15 protein-coding genes are annotated in these 16410 nt (G+C 48.1%); 6 read left to right on the top strand and 9 right to left on the bottom strand.

The window, feature by feature from the left end:
• The first annotated feature begins 17 nt into the window (after positions 1–17).
• Positions 18–524 carry a Uma2 family endonuclease gene (locus tag ACQE3D_RS13570; protein ID WP_427501653.1) on the top strand — a complete coding sequence of 169 codons (507 nt, stop codon included), beginning with the start codon at positions 18–20 and terminating at the stop codon, positions 522–524.
• Here ACQE3D_RS13570 and sufD read toward each other — a convergent pair.
• The 7 genes from sufD to ACQE3D_RS13605 all read right to left on the bottom strand — a co-directional run bounded on the left by sufD (position 519) and on the right by ACQE3D_RS13605 (position 7190).
• A complete protein-coding gene (sufD, locus tag ACQE3D_RS13575) occupies positions 519–1817 on the bottom strand; it encodes a Fe-S cluster assembly protein SufD (RefSeq protein ID WP_409521122.1) in 1299 nt (432 codons plus the stop codon). The two genes, ACQE3D_RS13570 and sufD, sit on opposite strands and share 6 nt — an antisense overlap.
• Positions 1817–2566 carry a Fe-S cluster assembly ATPase SufC gene (sufC, locus tag ACQE3D_RS13580; RefSeq protein WP_071158218.1) on the bottom strand — a complete coding sequence of 250 codons (750 nt, stop codon included), beginning with the start codon at positions 2564–2566 and terminating at the stop codon, positions 1817–1819. The genes sufD and sufC overlap by 1 nt, the downstream gene beginning before the upstream one ends.
• A gap of 559 nt (positions 2567–3125) precedes the next feature.
• Positions 3126–4073, bottom strand: a complete 948-nt coding sequence (locus tag ACQE3D_RS13585; RefSeq protein ID WP_313730101.1) for a hypothetical protein — start codon at positions 4071–4073, stop codon at positions 3126–3128.
• Between the two features lie 472 nt (positions 4074–4545).
• Positions 4546–4860, bottom strand: a complete 315-nt coding sequence (locus ACQE3D_RS13590; protein ID WP_313730100.1) for a nucleotidyltransferase domain-containing protein — start codon at positions 4858–4860, stop codon at positions 4546–4548.
• Positions 4857–5276, bottom strand: coding sequence for a nucleotidyltransferase substrate binding protein (locus ACQE3D_RS13595; protein WP_313730099.1), 420 nt, complete (start codon positions 5274–5276; stop codon positions 4857–4859). Before ACQE3D_RS13595 ends, ACQE3D_RS13590 begins: the two co-directional genes overlap by 4 nt.
• Complete coding sequence (gene sufB, locus ACQE3D_RS13600; protein ID WP_313730098.1) at positions 5276–6724, bottom strand: Fe-S cluster assembly protein SufB; 1449 nt, start codon at positions 6722–6724, stop codon at positions 5276–5278. Before sufB ends, ACQE3D_RS13595 begins: the two co-directional genes overlap by 1 nt.
• A 16-nt stretch (positions 6725–6740) precedes the next feature.
• Entirely contained in the window at positions 6741–7190 is a 450-nt protein-coding gene (locus ACQE3D_RS13605) for an SUF system Fe-S cluster assembly regulator (RefSeq protein ID WP_313730097.1), read from the bottom strand.
• Between the two features lie 491 nt (positions 7191–7681).
• On the opposite strand from ACQE3D_RS13605, the gene ACQE3D_RS13610 reads away from it, so the two are divergent.
• Positions 7682–9160, top strand: coding sequence for a lipopolysaccharide biosynthesis protein (locus tag ACQE3D_RS13610; protein ID WP_168029306.1), 1479 nt, complete (start codon positions 7682–7684; stop codon positions 9158–9160).
• 69 nt (positions 9161–9229) lie between these two features.
• Here the strand turns inward: ACQE3D_RS13610 and ACQE3D_RS13615 are convergent, their stop codons facing one another.
• On the bottom strand, positions 9230–10177 hold the full coding sequence (locus tag ACQE3D_RS13615; RefSeq protein ID WP_071158213.1) for a glycosyltransferase family 2 protein: 948 nt from the start codon (positions 10175–10177) through the stop codon (positions 9230–9232).
• Positions 10178–10420: 243 nt separating this feature from the next.
• On the opposite strand from ACQE3D_RS13615, the gene ACQE3D_RS13620 reads away from it, so the two are divergent.
• From ACQE3D_RS13620 to ACQE3D_RS13635, 4 genes are all read left to right on the top strand, one after another.
• Positions 10421–11164: a polysaccharide deacetylase family protein gene (locus ACQE3D_RS13620; RefSeq protein ID WP_313730096.1), complete on the top strand. Its 744-nt coding sequence runs from the start codon at positions 10421–10423 to the stop codon at positions 11162–11164.
• A gap of 230 nt (positions 11165–11394) precedes the next feature.
• Positions 11395–12348: a glycosyltransferase gene (locus ACQE3D_RS13625; protein WP_281020558.1), complete on the top strand. Its 954-nt coding sequence runs from the start codon at positions 11395–11397 to the stop codon at positions 12346–12348.
• An 18-nt stretch (positions 12349–12366) separates the two neighbouring features.
• On the top strand, positions 12367–13629 hold the full coding sequence (locus ACQE3D_RS13630) for a putative O-glycosylation ligase, exosortase A system-associated (RefSeq protein WP_064030136.1): 1263 nt from the start codon (positions 12367–12369) through the stop codon (positions 13627–13629).
• Between the two features lie 644 nt (positions 13630–14273).
• Entirely contained in the window at positions 14274–15740 is a 1467-nt protein-coding gene (locus ACQE3D_RS13635) for a sulfatase family protein (protein WP_313730095.1), read from the top strand.
• On the opposite strand, the gene ACQE3D_RS13640 is transcribed toward ACQE3D_RS13635, so the two are convergent.
• Complete coding sequence (locus tag ACQE3D_RS13640) at positions 15737–16384, bottom strand: zf-TFIIB domain-containing protein (RefSeq protein WP_313730094.1); 648 nt, start codon at positions 16382–16384, stop codon at positions 15737–15739. The two genes, ACQE3D_RS13635 and ACQE3D_RS13640, sit on opposite strands and share 4 nt — an antisense overlap.
• Between the last annotated feature and the right edge of the window lie 26 nt (positions 16385–16410).

Here is a 16410-nt window from a genome sequence, read left to right on the forward strand (position 1 = left end):
TCGCCGAATGGCATCGCATGGGCGAAGCCGGCATTTTTCCGCCCGAAAGCCGACTGGAACTGATTGAAGGAGAAATTCTCACCATGTCACCGATAGGATTTAACCATGCAGGACATGTTGATCGTTTAAATCGCATTTTTGCCCACTTATGGAACCAGGGTGTTACAGTTCGCGTACAAGGCCCAGTCCAACTCGGAGACTTGTCCGAACCGGAACCCGATCTGGTTCTGGTTAAACCCGATACCGACGACTACACCACCCGCCATCCCAACGCCGCCGACGTGCTCTTGCTGATCGAAGTCTCCGACAGCACTTTGCGCTTCGACCGCACTCAAAAACTGCGCCTGTATGCCACCCACGGTATTAGCGAATACTGGATCGTCAACCTGATCGACCAGTGCCTGGAAGTGTATCGGCAACCGCAAGACGGCGACTATCTGAATCAATCCGTGCTGACAACCGCCGATAGCATCGACTTGGTGGCGTTACCGGCGCTTCGGGTATCGGTCGCGGCTATTTTATAAACTGATCGCCGGAAACCGCTGTAACAATTCTTTCAGCAACAAACCTTTCAACTCGGCATTTTCGACCTTATCGACCATCTCGTTGGCAAACGCAAAGGTCAAAATATTCCGCGCGGTTGCCTCATCGACACCACGCGATTGCAAATAGAACACCGACTTTTCCTCCAACTGGCCGACCGTCACGCCGTGCGAACACTTGACGTCGTCGTTGTAAATCTCCAATTGCGGTTTGCTATCCACCTCTGCATCCGCGGATAACAGCAGATTGCGATTATTCATATCCGAATCGGTGTGTTGCGCGCCTTCGGCGACAATCACCCGGCCCTGAAACACGCCCCGTGCCCTGTTATCCAGCACGCCTTTGTAATATTCGCGGCTGATGCCGTGCGGCTGCAAATGGTTGATGCGGGTATGGTTGTCCAGATGCTGGCGGCCGCTGGCGACGAACAAGCCATTTAAAGTGCATTCCGAGGCTTTGTCCAAATCGCTGTGAATGTCGCTCCGCGCCAACAGGCTACCGAGCGCAAAGTTGTGGTGAACAAAGCGGCTGTCCGGCGCTTGTTTGACGTAAGTACCGCCAAAATGCCGGGCTTTTTCGGCTTCCAGTTGCACCTTGTACAGCGTCAAGCCGGCGTTGCGCCCCAGCAGACACTCGTTGACCGAGGCACTGAAATAACTGTCTACGCTGCCGACATAGGTTTCGATAAAAACGGCGTCCGCCCGGTCGTTAACGATGATCAGGTTGCGCGTCGCTGCCAACGCGTTCGTTTCGGTCACGACGTGCAGAATCTGCAGCGGTTTGTCGAGCGCCTGCTTCGCCGCGACTTCAATCACGACACCATCGCCGAACCAGGCGTTATTGAACGCCACCAAGCTGTGCTCGGCTGTCGTCACCGCCTGACCCAATCTCCCTTCCAACACCGCCGGGGTTTCGGTCAACAAATCCTTGAGACTCGACACGGTCACCGCGCCGGCATCGGCGTCGATGCACGACAGGTCCGCCGCGAAGCGGCCGTTAACCAAGACCACGCTGATGGCATCTTCCAGCCGATATTGACTCAACCATGCGACGTCGACCGCTTGACCGGTCGTCGGCGCGAACACGGTTTTGCTCAACGCCGACAGGTCGGTATAGCGCCATTCTTCCTCGCGGTGACCGGGAAAACCGCGTTCGCCGAACGCTTGCAAAGCTTCGCCGCGAAGCGTTTGCAACCACGGTAGCTCCCGACCGGGCAAACTATCGGCCAAGGCCGGATAGGCCGTCAAATACGGATCGTGGGTTGTTTTGCTCATCATGCCGCCTGCCCTTCCAGCCAACTGTAGCCTTTTTCTTCCAATTCCAGCGCCAGCTCCGGCCCGCCGGATTTAACGATCTTGCCGTCCGCCAGCACATGCACCACGTCGGGTTTAACGTAATCGAGCAAGCGTTGGTAGTGCGTAATCATCAGGAAGGAGCGTTCGGCGTTACGCAAGGAATTGACGCCTTCGGAGACGATGCGCAATGCGTCGATGTCCAAACCGGAATCGGTTTCATCGAGGATGCACAAATTCGGCTCCAGGATCGCCGCCTGCAGAATTTCGTTACGTTTCTTCTCGCCGCCTGAAAAGCCTTCGTTGACCGCACGATACAAGAACTTCTCGTCCATCTGCAGCAATTTGACCTTACCTTTCACCAAGGTCAGAAAGTCCATCGCATCGACCTCCGGCAAGCCGCGATGCCTGCGCATCGCGTTCAACGCCGCTTTGAGCAGATAAATATTGCTGACGCCGGGAATCTCGACCGGATATTGAAACGCCAGAAACACGCCTTCGCGGGCACGAATTTCCGGGGCCATGTCCAGCAAATCCTTGCCGTTATAGGTCACGCTGCCGGCAGTGACTTCATAACCCGGCTTGCCGGACAGCACGTGCGACAAGGTACTCTTGCCGGCGCCGTTGGGGCCCATGACGGCATGGACTTCGCCTGGGTTGATGTCCAAGGTCAGGCCCTTTAGTATCGGTTTGTCGTTAATGGTTACGTGGAGATTTTTGATGCTGAGCATACGTTTAGTCACCTAAGTTTTTAAAATGTAGGCTGGGTAAAACGAAGTGAAACCCAGCATTAAATCTTTGTTTTTGTGTCGCTATCGCGACGGTGTTTTAACGTCGGTTTCACGAAACACATCCATGTGTTTCGCCCTGCGGGTGCTCCGCATGCAAATCGGCTATCCTGCCGATTTGTCGGACCGACAACCGAGATACTTTTCTTTGCTTATCCAAAGAAAAGTGTCCAAAAGAAACGACACCCGGATGCCGCTTGTTCCCTGCGCTCCTCAGGTTTGAGCGGGGTTTTCCGAAGGGACTTCCCAGCCCTTACGTAAAACGCGATGCATCCCTGCATCGCCCCTACTGGCAAATCCGCTCAAACCCTCGGGTGCTCGGCGCGGCATAAGGGACGAAAACCATCTCCAGAATTGACCGATTTACCATTCCTTAATGGCTGCAAATCAGACAACCCTTCATAGGATGTGCCGAACAACATGAGGTGCATCGTTCGGAGCGATGCGCTTCGTATTCACTCAGTACATTCTTTTCTGGATAAATCGCACCCACCTTACATATCTAATTAGCTTTATCGTCAATATTATTAATGCGTACGGAGTCCATAATGCTTTTTATCAATTGTTCCGTACTTTCGTTTGCTGGACCACCAAATCCAAAATACACAGCCTTTCGATTCCCTAAAAGCCTTGAAAAAGCAACCCAAATTACCTCATTATTTGCTTTTGTCTTGTCAACAACCTTAAAAACTAAATTCATGTCATCCGAGACAAATTTATCTGCCGGCGCCTTTAGAACCCTAAAGTCTTTAAAATTTTTACCTGAAAATATCAAATCAAAGTCACCAACATTCATGCAACGCAACTGATCTTCAACCGGCCAATTCTCTGAAAGTTGAATTACAGAAAAAACCAATGACACGTTATCACTCACAAAAAAACTTCGCTCCTGCTTGAACTCAATATCGCAATATTTCTCGCTTACAGGCTTTCCAGGAACAATCAAATCAGTAATTGGCAATCCGAATGAATTTAGGCTAATTCTTTGATCACCTACATCAATAATAAATTGTGGCCCACTTTCTTCTTCATGGAAAATAGAAATTGGCTTTCCGAAAAGAGCCTCCCTATCCACTTTCATTTCAGCGAGTATTTTATTATTCTTATCTTTATATATATAGTTAAAAAAGAATCCTCGCTGAAACCACGATGCCATCTCTCGCCACTGAAGTAACAGTTTGAATTTATCAATTATTGCCTCACGACTAAAAAATAAGTCATTGGTACAAGTATCGTCTAAAAAGGTAACTTCGAAGTTAAACCCTTTTTGATTTTCTATCCTAGTACCCTTAGATTGACTTGGACAACCCATTTGGCCCGCCATCCGCTCTTCGAACACCGGCATAACTTGTACCATCTCCTGAAGCATCTCTTCAGTTATGTCCCATGGTTTTGCATATGCGACTGGCATAAACAACAAAAACATTGAAAAAAAACAAATTACTTTCACGTTTGCCTAACCTGGTTGATGTGATGTACATTCAAAATGATACGCGTCGATCAAACGATGCGGCTCCTATCGTCGGCATATCCTACAAATTCTCGCCACCCTCAAAATATCCATCCACTTTCAATCCCGCGACGGGTTTTATCCCCCTGTTGCCGCGCCGAGCACCCGCAGGGCGAGGCACATGGATGTGCCGAGTGAGCCAAGCGGCATGGGGTGTCCTTTCTTTTGGGTACTTTTCTTTGGACAAACACAAATTCGTCTGGAACGAATTTGAACAGCCGATAGGCTGGCCCGCAGGGCGAAAACCAGGGATGGTTTTCGTAGCGAAAGTACCTCGGCTGTCGGGCCGAAACCCGACTTAAAACAAAACCCGTCGCGACAGCGACACCTTAAAAAACAAAAGCCGACGTGTTGGGTTACGGCTGTCGCCTTTTATGCCCTAAGGGTAAACCCAACCTACGAAAACCGAAACTCACTCCCCCAACACCACATAATTCCGCAAAATCTCCCGATGAAACGACTCCGGCAATCTCGCCCAATCGCGCGCCTCAATCAAAATTGGAATATTCGATTCCCTAACCGCTTCCAAAAAACTTTCCAACTTCTCCAGCGGAATTTTGCTCAAATCAGGCGCACGCAAAACAATATCCAAATCGCTGGCGTCGTGCGCATCGCCATTAACCCGCGAACCATAGGCCCAGGCGCTGACGCCAGGGAGATACTCGGTCAATAACTGCAATAAGCAGCGCTTATCCTGCTCCCGCAACAATAATCCGCTCGAATTCATGCCCGTTTAGCGATAACGTCGTTAAGCTGTTTGGCATCGAAAATAAATTGCGGCAAAAGATTCAAGGTTTCCTCCGCAAAACCTTCGCCGTAATCGTGGGCGGTATCGTTACGGTTATCCCGATATTGCAACCAACGTTCGACAGCCTCCACCGAAATCAAGCCATGCTTGGCCGCATGGCGAAATACATCCTTGAACGTTAACGCGTCAACTTGCTTGGGCGATGCGAAATAGGGTTTCAAACATTTTTTCAGCAACCTACCCGACTGCTCCAGAATAATCTCGAATTCCTTGACGCACGCGGCGCGATAAATGTCGTACATCGCTTCGTCGTCGGTGCGCTCGCTCAGATACCCTTGCGCACGTTCCAAAGTGGCAATGCAACGAGCGAAGTAGTCAGTATTCAATTCCGCCATCAACCAACCGCCCCTTCCAAACTAATCCCTAACAAAGCCTGTGCCTCCACCGCAAACTCCATCGGCAATTCCTTGAACACTTCCTTACAAAACCCATTCACAATCATCGATACCGCATCTTCGGCGGACAAACCGCGCTGCTGACAGAAGAACAATTGATCTTCGCTGATTTTGGATGTCGTAGCTTCATGCTCGACCTGCGCGGTCGGCTGCTTTACCTCCACGTAAGGAAAGGTATGGGCGCCGCAGCGGTCGCCGACCAGCAACGAGTCGCACTGGGTGTGATTGCGGGCATTTTCGGCGGACTTGGCAACCTTGACCAAACCGCGATAGGTGTTTTGTGCCCGACCGGCGGAAATACCCTTGGACACAATGGTGCTGCGGGTGTTTTTACCGATATGGATCATCTTGGTGCCGGTGTCGGCTTGCTGCAGATTATTGGTCAAAGCCACCGAATAAAATTCGCCGACCGAATCGTCGCCCAGCAACACGCAGCTTGGATATTTCCAAGTAATCGCCGAGCCGGTTTCCACCTGGGTCCAGGACACTTTGGAATTGTGACCGCGACACTCGGCGCGCTTAGTCACGAAGTTATAGATGCCGCCCTTGCCGTCCTTGTCGCCCGGATACCAGTTTTGCACGGTGGAATATTTGATTTGTGCATTGTCCAGCGCGACCAATTCGACAACCGCCGCGTGCAGCTGATTTTCGTCGCGCATCGGTGCGGTGCAGCCTTCCAAATACGACACATGCGAGCCTTCGTCGGCGATGATCAAGGTTCTTTCGAATTGGCCGGTGTTGGCGGCATTGATCCGGAAATAGGTCGATAACTCCATCGGACAACGCACGCCTTTGGGAATGTAAACGAAAGACCCGTCGGTGAATACCGCTGAATTCAACGCGGCGAAAAAGTTGTCGCCAACCGGCACCACGGTACCGAGGTATTGCTTAACCAAGTCCGGATGTTCTTGCAACGCTTCGGAAATCGGGCAGAAAATCACGCCGGCGTCTTTCAACTTGCCTTTAAACGTGGTTGCAACCGATACGCTGTCAAACACGGCATCGACTGCGATGCCGGCCAGACGTTCTTGTTCGTCGAGCGGTATGCCGAGCTTTTTATAGGTATCCAACAATTCCGGGTCAACTTCGTCCAGAGACTTCGGTCCGGCCTTTTTGGATTTTGGCGCCGAGTAATAGCTGATGGCTTGATAATCGATAGGATCGATCTTGAGCTGAGCCCAATCCGGCGCCGGCATGGTTTGCCAGTGGCGAAAGGCTTTCAAACGGTATTCCAACATGAATTCCGGTTCGTTCTTCACCTTGGACAGTCTGCGGATCACGTCTTCGTCGAGACCGGGCGGAAAGGTGTCGACCTCCAATTCAGTGACGAAGCCTTGCTTGTATTCCTGACTGATCAGTTGTTCGATTTCTTGGGCGGTTGCGGACATGGGCACTCTCGCTGAATTAACGGAATAAACGACTCACGGGTATCGTGACTTCTTCGGGCGGTTTGAACGGAACGATCATGTCGGCTAACGAAACCGACTCCAACGCTTGAGCGATCCGGTCGTTCAGCAGGTGCCACCTGCCTTGAATCCGACAACCGCTGGCTTGATCGCAACCTTTGTGAGAAACGGTACATTCGGTCAAGGCGATCGGCCCCTCCAAGGCACTGATGACGGTAGCCACCGAAATCCGTTCCGGTTCCCTGGCCAACGAATAGCCGCCTTTCGCACCTCGAACGGAAGCAAGTACGCCGGCCTTGGTTAATATCTTCAAGATTTTACTGACCGTGGGCAGCGCAATCCCCGTGGCCCTAGACAGCTCTAAGGCCACATGTACGCGGGATTGGTCCCGCGCGATCACGCTAAGTATCACGGTTGCGTAGTCGGTCAACTTACTAAGCTTCAACATTCAAACCTCACAATTGAGACCATTCTAGTCCAATTTATTTACCTAGTAAAGTACTTGGTTATTCACTTACCCCTGCTCCCCTCAACTTCGGCTAAAATGTGGCAGCGATCCGCGATCCAAGGAGAACCTGTTGGACTAGATAAGGGGAAAGCCAGGTCTCATGCACTTGACTGGCTCATCAAGCCGATAACCAAACAATGTGAGCGACCTCTCCACCCACCAGCGCGCGACCAAGCAGAATGATTCGGGAAAAGCCGAGAAATGATTTTATAGACCGACTTAAAGACGTTAGGCTTATATCGCAAGCCACTAGAATGAAAAATCAAAAAAGACCCGACGATTTTTTTCTCCAACATATAAGTTTAATTTAAACCTCGGGAATACCCACCAAACTGTTACTACGATCTATCGAATAGATTCGATAGCATACGAACCGTTAGTTGATTATCAGCAACTTCCACACCTGCAATCAATAAAAAGCACACCCCAAAATGACTCAACCAAAAGATCAAATCCGAAAAAACAGCATTTGGGTGGTAATTGGGAAATTTGCCGAACAAACCAGTCAGTTCTTATTCGGTGTAATACTCGCTAGATTATTAACCCCGGAAGATTTTGGCCTGGTAGTTGCCATCCAAATCTTCACGGGACTGGCGGGATTCATATCAGGCGCTGGCATGGGCGGCGCCCTAATCCAAGCAAAGCAAGTACATGCCGCCCATTTTCAAGTTGTATTTACAGTCCAATTGTTGATCTGCTGCGTCATCTATGCGTTATTCTACTATTCTGCTCCGTACTTGGCCGATTACATGCGCAATCCTATCTATACGGATCTAATTCGCGTATCCGCCTTGAGCTTCCTAACCAGACCATTCCTTAATGTACCTAGATCGAAATTAATTAGGGACATGAAGTTTAATATAATAACCACAAATGCAATAATAAGCGGACTAGCAACCGGTATTGCCAGCATAACTTTTGCTCATTACAATCACGGCGTATGGAGTCTAATATGGGGCGGGTTGGTCGGCGCTATAACCATAATTCCCCTTACAATTTATTTTGCAAGACTCCCGTTGCGCATTAAATACGATTACCAAATAGCCAAAAGTCTCGGTATAATGGGGGCGAAGTTTACCGCAAACGATATTTTAGTTTATCTACGCAATCAAGCTCCAAATTTTATAATTGGAAAAACATTGGGCCCATATAGCGTAGGACTTTTTAACAAAGGCGAAAGCTTAAGCGCCTACCCATTTTCATTTATTGCCGCATCAGCATACGATACAGTTTTCAGAGCATTATCCTCCTATCAAGACAACCTGGATAAAAGTAAATATATCTTCCTAAGGACCATAACTTTAGTCACAACTTACACCTTCCCATTTTATGTAGGCCTACTCTGGACATCGGAAGAATTTATAATAACCATTTTCGGCGAAAAATGGTTGCCGGCCGCCGCTCCACTCCAAATAATTTCAATATCCAGAATGTTCGCATGCATAGGAAACCCATCTGGAGCCGTTCTTGCAGCCCAAAATACACTCGGCGCTGAAATAATGCTTCAATTTGTTAGCCTGGTTACAATCAGCGCAGGCTGTTGGTACGGAACAAAACAAGGCGATTTAACCATAATATCTTTAGCATTGTTGCCTGGCATTGTTTTTATACACCTTACCGCTACATTAGTAGCTATGAATAAAATTCGAGTTTCATTACACAACCTACTGACAGCATTGAAACCCGCAATAATTTTAAATAGCTTATTATTTGTCGAACTCGCCGTAACTGCATGGGCCCTGGATCGATACCAACCCAATTTGGAGATAAAATTACGGCTATTTTGTTTAGTAACATCCGGTAGCGCCTTTTACACTTTTTTGTTCCTAGCGCTACCTATCCAGTCGCTAAAATCGGAAGCGGAGAAATGGAAAGGGCTTTTGCGAATTAAAAAATATAAAACAGCATAAGAACTAAAATTCAATATCCACCATTATGATAAAAAACCATAAAATCAACTCAGCAGAAGTACCAGTCGATTATTTTTGATCGCCTCGATCAAAAAAAACAATTAAATTGCGATACAAACCATACGGCAGTAAAGCGGGCAACATGTACTTTAAATCGGCAATACAAAAATAACCGGAAAATAACAACTTCCTAAACAAAGTTTGCGCGGTTATCAAATCTCGATCCCAAAAATTTTTATATGCTTGCCGCAACAATCTCCCCTTAGTAACATCAGCCACTCGTTCTTTCCCAATCTTATTAACAACATCCGGATGAGCACGCAAAAACTTCTGCTGAACATGCCAGTGATTTAGTGCGATTTTTAACCGATTCTTAGTAATCTGATCACCGTCATGGTGAAAATAATAGGCCAATACTTTCTCAACCCGATGAATAAGCCCCGGTATTGCTATGCGCAGCCACAAATCATAATCCATACACGACGTCAAGGATTCATCAAACCCACCAACTTGGTCAATAACAGCCTTACGAATCAAAGCAGCGTGAATTGGCCAAGGACAAGCAGCCAAAATCTCAAGAATCTTTTCCTTGCGTTCAAAATCATCCGGAATATAAGGTCGACAAAACTTGTCCTGCAACCCTAGATTTTGCCAACCACAGTAAACCAGCACGACATCGGGATTCGACACTAACTCCGCTACCATCACACTTAAGAACTCCGCATCCCAACCATCATCAGCATCCAAAAAAGCCACAAATTCACCGCGCGCCAACTTTAATCCCACATTCCTCGCGGCACCAGCCCCTTGGTTAGCTTGCGTCACAACCGATATCGCTGGATAGTAGCCGGATAAACGGTTTAAAATTGCCAAACTTTCGTCGCGAGAACCATCGTCAACCACAATAAGCTCAAAACAAGAATAGGTTTGCTCGAATAAACGTGTAATTGTATTTTCAATATACTTTGCCGCATTGAAGCACGGCATAATTATTGATACAAGTGGATTATCAGACATAACACCTCAAAATCATTAAAATCCTATACATCCAAAAATAAAATTTCATAAGAGCCAATATAAAAACATGAAGCATTCAATTAATTTTAGCAGACTTTTTAGAAGCATCGGCGCACGATAACTCAGCAGAATTTCGGAATATTTCACAAGCATTCACATATTAATCACTAAAAATATGTTAAATATCGAAAACCAATAAAAATATTAATCAATATGAGCCGATATCCTAGCCCCATCGTATTAATGTATCACGGAACACCGAAAGAGACACCTATCTCCCGGTATTCCTTACAGGCTCGCCTGTTTAAAAAGCACATACAATACTTTAAAAAAAATGGCTGGCATACCGCGTTATTTAGAGATTTACTCGATATAAAATCGCTTCCAGAAAAGACAGTCATCCTAACATTTGACGACGGCTATCTCGATAATTACTTAGGAGCATATTTACCTTTGTTAGAAAACCAAATGAAGGCGACTTGGTTTATAGCGACAAAACACATCTCCAACAGCGCAAACTGGCTACCTTTCCGATCGCCTCAAAACGACTTGCTATCGCACGAACAAATTCTGGATATGCATCGCAACCACATGGAAATCGGCTCTCACACCTGCAGCCATAGAGAACTACCAAGCCTCCACCTAAACGCGCAAATCGACGAACTTATTCACTCGAAGAAACTGTTAGAAACTTTGACAAATAGCTCGGTCACCAGCCTAGCCTACCCTTTCGGCCGTTATAACACTGATTCGCTGATCGCCGCGAGGGAGGCGGGATACAACTTGGCGTGTACTACTCAGCCAGGATGGCTACATTTAGAGCCAAATCCGCTGTTAATTCGGAGAATTACCATTTTTTCCGGCGACGATGACAAGATTTTAGCGCGAAAACTGTCTTTTGCCGATAATGATGTCTCTTGGCCGAAAGTGATGCGTTATTATTCCGACAGGCTCCTAGATCGACTCGGATTAGTAAAGTCCGAGTGATTTTCCTTCTGCATTTCTGCAAATGAACCAGCGTCAGTGGCATCGGCAACCAATTAACAACCCATTGATTTTAAAGCCCATCGCGTCCAGGTAGGCGGTCAACCGCCGGATCATCTTTTAGTTTCATGGCGATAAAAATATTTTTTGTCTACACTCTCTACCGGAGTTGCTAAAGACCCAAAAGATATCCGTTACGAGCTTCCTTAAATCATTTTCGCTATGTCGAACAAATGGATCCAAAACTAAAACTAACTTATGCCATGTGCAGCTACAATCGGGCCGATCGGCTTCGAAAATTAGTGGATGCTATTCGGGAGCAAGAATGCCCTATCCCTTACGAAATTTTAGTCGTTAACAACAACAGTACCGACCACACCGAACTTGAACTAGCCGAATTGTCGACAAACCCAGGAGCTACGCTTCGATGGGTTACCGAAACTGAACAAGGCATCGTCGCGGCCCGCAACCGCTGTTTAATTGAAGCGATGAGTTCTGACATAATGGTATTTATCGACGATGATGAAATTCCATTACCCGGACTGCTATACGCTGCTACCGACGCCATCTGCAACGAAGGTGCTCAAGTTGCCGGAGGGAAAGTGGTGGTCGACTTCACTGGTCAACGACGGCCAAAATGGCTCGGAGACGAATTACTTGGCTTTCTCGCCGCCACTGATTACGGTGAAGCGCCGTTTTGGGTGACAAGTAAGGACACACCGTTATGGACTGCGAATATCGCATACGACATGAAAATATTCCGCGAAAATCCAGATCTACGGTTCGACAAGCGTTACGACAGGCAGGGAAAAGCAATCGGTGGCGGTGAAGATGTTATGATGTTCGGCCTCCTTCTGAATTCCGCTATGAAAATCCGCTACCGCCCAGATATGACGGTTCTACATTCCGTCGAACCTTGGCGGTTGAAGCCTAGCTACTTCCTAAAATTACATTTTAGCTCCGGCTTTAGAAGCGCCTATAATTGCGGAATTAAATATAAACGCAATTTTTTTGGAGTTCCTCTATTTCTATTTAGTCAGGCATTAAAATTATTTTTTTTGTGGCTAACTTTGGCATTAAAGAACCAAAAACTTGAATTAAGGAAATGCATGAATTTCACACATGCACTTGGGCAAATATGCGGTTACTTTAGTCGATGGAAAGAAAACCCAGACTATAGGATCTAATCAACACACAGGCCTCACGTGCGCGACATCGTTGTACTTATCTTTCTTTCAGGCTGCATTGTAGCCGCTATCAAACGGCCTTGGTGGGGCGTTTTGTCACTGGCGATTTTCAGTTACATGAATCCTCATGCCTATGCTTGGGGCTTCGTACGTACCTTACCGGTTTACATGATTTTATTTTTGGTTGTCGTAATCAGTACATTTACCACCAAAGATAAGCAACCGATACCCAAAGACTGGAGAGTCACCGTCTTCTTCTTATTATGGGTGTATTTCATGTTTACGACGACTCAGTCGCCGCTTCAAGATATTGCTTGGTCCCGCTTCTGGTTTGTCACAAAAATATATATACCGTTTTACTTTACACTGACTCTAATCAACACAAGAACTAAATTGTACTACCTGATATCGACTATTGGTATTTCTATCGGCATTGTAGCCGTCAAAGGAGGAATATTCGCGATAGCCAAAGGGTTTTCTCATCGAGTTTACGGTCCACCAGGTACTCAATTCGAAGACAACAATCAATTCGCGATAGCAATGCTAATGGTTATTCCATTATTATTAATCTTTCGACGCGAACTCAAAAATGAATTATTGAAGAGAGTTACTTTATTTTCGGTACCGGTTATTTACGCGGCCGCTTTATCCTCTTGGTCTCGCGGCGCGTTATTGACAATGATTGCATTGACGTTCATCTTGATTTCAAACTCAGGACGGAAATATTTAACGATTCCACTGGTTTTCGTCGGGGTATTTTTCGTTAAGGATTATTTACCGGATGAATGGTTCGGACGTATGCATACCATGGAAAGCTATGAAGAAGATCAATCGGCCATGGGCCGCATCGTTGCCTGGACCGACGGCTGGAATTATGCGGTAAGTCATCCGTTTACCGGTTGCGGTTTTGAAGGGTGGAAGTTCGTGACCTTACGCGATTGGCACAGTTCTTACGTGGAAATCCTAGCCGAGCACGGTTTTGTGGCGTTTGGCTTGTGGTTCTCGCTGTTGGCTGGCTCGTTAGTCAACCTAACGCTGCTCATGCGAAAAACCAAAGGCATCCCGGAACTGGAATGGGTCGGATATTACTGTCTGATGCTTAGGGCATCTCTGATCTGCTATATGATCGGAACTTTATTTTTAGGCTTGTCGTATTGGGATTTACTTTATCATTTAGTTTTCATTGCCGTGCTAATCAAAAAATTCGCTCTGGAGGAGCTGGCGCAAATATCCGCGACCAATTCGGGGCTTAAGAAACATAAACGAATCCCCGCTTACTAAATTTAACTCGGCCGTAGCGCATTTTAATGGAAACTGTCGCCCAGCTCCTCTACTCCGCTTGCCTTTCCTCGTTATTTGGCATGGTCGCTTTAATCAGCCAAACCTGGCACAACTATTCGCGAACCGGCCCTGGAATTCCGGAGGAAGTTGAACGGAAATTTCGCTGGCACATGGTTTATGCCGGTCTTCGCTTAGCCCTTTGGTGTTACGTGATATTTCTATTGACGGCGTTGCCGGGTCCTATATTCTGGCAAAGTTGCGCTCTACTATTGAATATCGAATTCAAAACCTCGACAGCATTTTTTTTCGGCTTATGCTCGAGTGCTCTTGTGATTGGATATTTCTTTTGTTACCAATTATTATTTTCTCCAGGCGCGATTCAATTATCGTTTCAGTATCGTTTTTCCAGGCTATATGGACTGCACGACGCATTGACGCCTGCAATATTGAAATCAATCAAATTCGCTGGCATCTTCGTTTGGGTGACAATATCAGGCTTGAACTTGTTTTCAGCGGCTCTTCCGGAAACCGTTTATATTTTCGCGATCAACCTTATATACGGTTGGTTAGCGATCAGTATTAGGGTCAAGGAACCCGCGCCGCTCGAATCCAAACCAAAATCACCGTCCTTCCCGAACATTGTCATGATCGGTGCCGACACCTTGCGTTGCGACCGCCTTGGCGCTTATCGCTATCGCAGAAATCTGACACCGAATATCGACAAGTTGTGCGCCGACGGCGTGTTACTTGGAAACTGTATAACCCCGGTGGCTAGAACGGCGCCCAGTGTCGCGTCGTTGTTTTCGGGTTTATGGCCCTACCAACATGGCATTCGCGACAACTACCCGTCCGCGGAGGAATGCCGGCTACCTTATCCAAGTTTAGTGCAGTGCTTAAAAGCCCAAGGCTATTCGACCCTAGCGGTTTCCGACTGGGCCGGCGCGGACTTCGGGAAAATAGACTTCGGATTCGAAACCGTATCGTTGCCCGAAGATCAGTGGAATCTCAAGTTGTTGTTCAGACAAGGACCGTCCGTCATTCGCGGTTTTTTATCGTTGTTTACCAACAATTCACTGGGAAAAAAGTACCTGCCAGAGTTGTATTATCTGGCCGGTATGCCGCTGACCGGTAAGCTAGGCCGGGAATGCCGCCAATTTATTGCGTCGGCGGCGCGAGAGGAGCGCCCGTTTTTTCTGAATCTGTTTACCTCGACCACGCACGTTCCGTTTACCTGCGATTACCCCTATTACAAGTTATTCACACCTGAGAATTACCGAGGCGAGTCGAAATTCATCATGACCAAACTCGCCACGCCTTGCGAAATCGTCGATAAACAGCAGAGAGGTTCGGATTATTTCGACGTACCGCAGATCATCAATCTCTACGACAGCTGCGTCAGACAATTCGACGACGAGGTCGGCAAAATCGTTGATTTTATCGAACAATCGGGTTTGTCCGAAAACACGCTGATTGTGATTTACAGCGACCACGGCGCCGATTTTTTCGAGACCGGCTGTTGGGGGCAAGGCAACACGCTGTTAGGCAAGGATCCAAGCGGCCGCATCCCGCTGGTCATGAAAGGCCCCGGCATGCCGAAAGGCGTCAAGTTCGAGCCGGTTTGCCGCGCCGTGGATGTGATGCCGACATTGCTTGGCTGGTTGAAGCTGGACGTTCCGGAGCATTTGCCGGGCACCAACCTGATGCCCTACATTCTTGAAAACCGATCGCCCAATCTATACGCCTATCAGGAAACCGGAATTTGGCTCGGCAAGGTGCCGGGCCTGCATCCCGAGCAAATCCTTTACCCCAACATCGTCGAATTGTTGGACATCCCCGACCAGCAAGCCGGCACATTGGTCATCAACGCCAAGTATTATCCAACCGTTATCCAAGCGAAGAGCCGTTCGATACAAGACGACCGCTGGAAATTGATTTGCATCGCGACCCACCGCGGCCCGGTGTACCAACTCTACGATTTGGAAACCGACGCCTATCGGGATGTAGCGTCGGAATTTCCCGAGATTTATGCCCGCCTGCAAGCGCAGCTGGCGATTCATTTGAAAGCGGATCCGTACTGGAATCCCGCTCCGACCACACCGTCGGCCGCTTAAGACAACAAATTCGCCAACAATTCGGCGACCGCCAACCAATCGCGTGAGTCGCCATCACGCGCCGCTTTCATGGTAGAAAGTGTTGCCGATTTAGCATTGGCGGCGGATTGCCGCTTGGCCACCGGACGCTTGTTCGCCAACATTCGACCTCCCGCCCGCTGCCACTCCAGCAAATGACTGATTTGACCGCCGTCCAGCCATACGCCGTGACTCGCGCAACGATCCACTACGACGCCGCTGCGGTAACCGTACAGTACCCGGTTCATCAACACTCGGCATACCGGACATTTTAAGTAACGGACGCGCGCGTCCGCCGAATAGCGCTCGCGGTTAATGCCGTCCAACCAGGCCCGATCGACAGCCAATGTCGATCCGGCCGTCCGCGCCAACAAAGTTTCGATTTCCCCCGGATCGAAAAACAAGCCATAACAAGTCCCGCAGCGTTCGAGTTGCAAAACCTGTTCGCCTTCCAGTGCCACGGTTTGCAACGGGGTGTCGCACACCGGACAAATTCTCGAGGTCTGAGTCCCAATCGGGCTGAAATCATACTTGCCCGATAGATCGATATCATTGCGCACGCCGCAATACCGGCAAATCTGACTATTCGCCGCCAACGGCGCGGAACACGCGCTACATTTCGCCATTTTCGGTTCCCTATAAAGTCCGCTCC

The sequence above is a fragment of the Methylomonas sp. MS20 genome, assembly GCF_050275925.1.
GTDB classification, from domain to species: domain Bacteria; phylum Pseudomonadota; class Gammaproteobacteria; order Methylococcales; family Methylomonadaceae; genus Methylomonas; species Methylomonas koyamae_A.

What these genes read in the sequence shown, in the direction of transcription:
- ACQE3D_RS13590 (WP_313730100.1), bottom strand. Translation starts at nt 4,860, where the DNA reads ATGAATTCGAGCGGATTATTGTTGCGGGAGCAGGATAAGCGCTGCTTA.
- sufB (WP_313730098.1), bottom strand. Translation starts at nt 6,724, where the DNA reads ATGTCCGCAACCGCCCAAGAAATCGAACAACTGATCAGTCAGGAATAC.
- ACQE3D_RS13620 (WP_313730096.1), top strand. Translation starts at nt 10,421, where the DNA reads ATGTATCACGGAACACCGAAAGAGACACCTATCTCCCGGTATTCCTTA.
- ACQE3D_RS13625 (WP_281020558.1), top strand. Translation starts at nt 11,395, where the DNA reads ATGGATCCAAAACTAAAACTAACTTATGCCATGTGCAGCTACAATCGG.
- ACQE3D_RS13635 (WP_313730095.1), top strand. Translation starts at nt 14,274, where the DNA reads ATGATCGGTGCCGACACCTTGCGTTGCGACCGCCTTGGCGCTTATCGC.
- ACQE3D_RS13610 (WP_168029306.1), top strand. Translation starts at nt 7,682, where the DNA reads ATGACTCAACCAAAAGATCAAATCCGAAAAAACAGCATTTGGGTGGTA.
- ACQE3D_RS13615 (WP_071158213.1), bottom strand. Translation starts at nt 10,177, where the DNA reads ATGTCTGATAATCCACTTGTATCAATAATTATGCCGTGCTTCAATGCG.
- ACQE3D_RS13640 (WP_313730094.1), bottom strand. Translation starts at nt 16,384, where the DNA reads ATGGCGAAATGTAGCGCGTGTTCCGCGCCGTTGGCGGCGAATAGTCAG.
- ACQE3D_RS13605 (WP_313730097.1), bottom strand. Translation starts at nt 7,190, where the DNA reads ATGTTGAAGCTTAGTAAGTTGACCGACTACGCAACCGTGATACTTAGC.
- sufC (WP_071158218.1), bottom strand. Translation starts at nt 2,566, where the DNA reads ATGCTCAGCATCAAAAATCTCCACGTAACCATTAACGACAAACCGATA.
- sufD (WP_409521122.1), bottom strand. Translation starts at nt 1,817, where the DNA reads ATGAGCAAAACAACCCACGATCCGTATTTGACGGCCTATCCGGCCTTG.
- ACQE3D_RS13595 (WP_313730099.1), bottom strand. Translation starts at nt 5,276, where the DNA reads ATGGCGGAATTGAATACTGACTACTTCGCTCGTTGCATTGCCACTTTG.
- ACQE3D_RS13570 (WP_427501653.1), top strand. Translation starts at nt 18, where the DNA reads ATGGGCGAAGCCGGCATTTTTCCGCCCGAAAGCCGACTGGAACTGATT.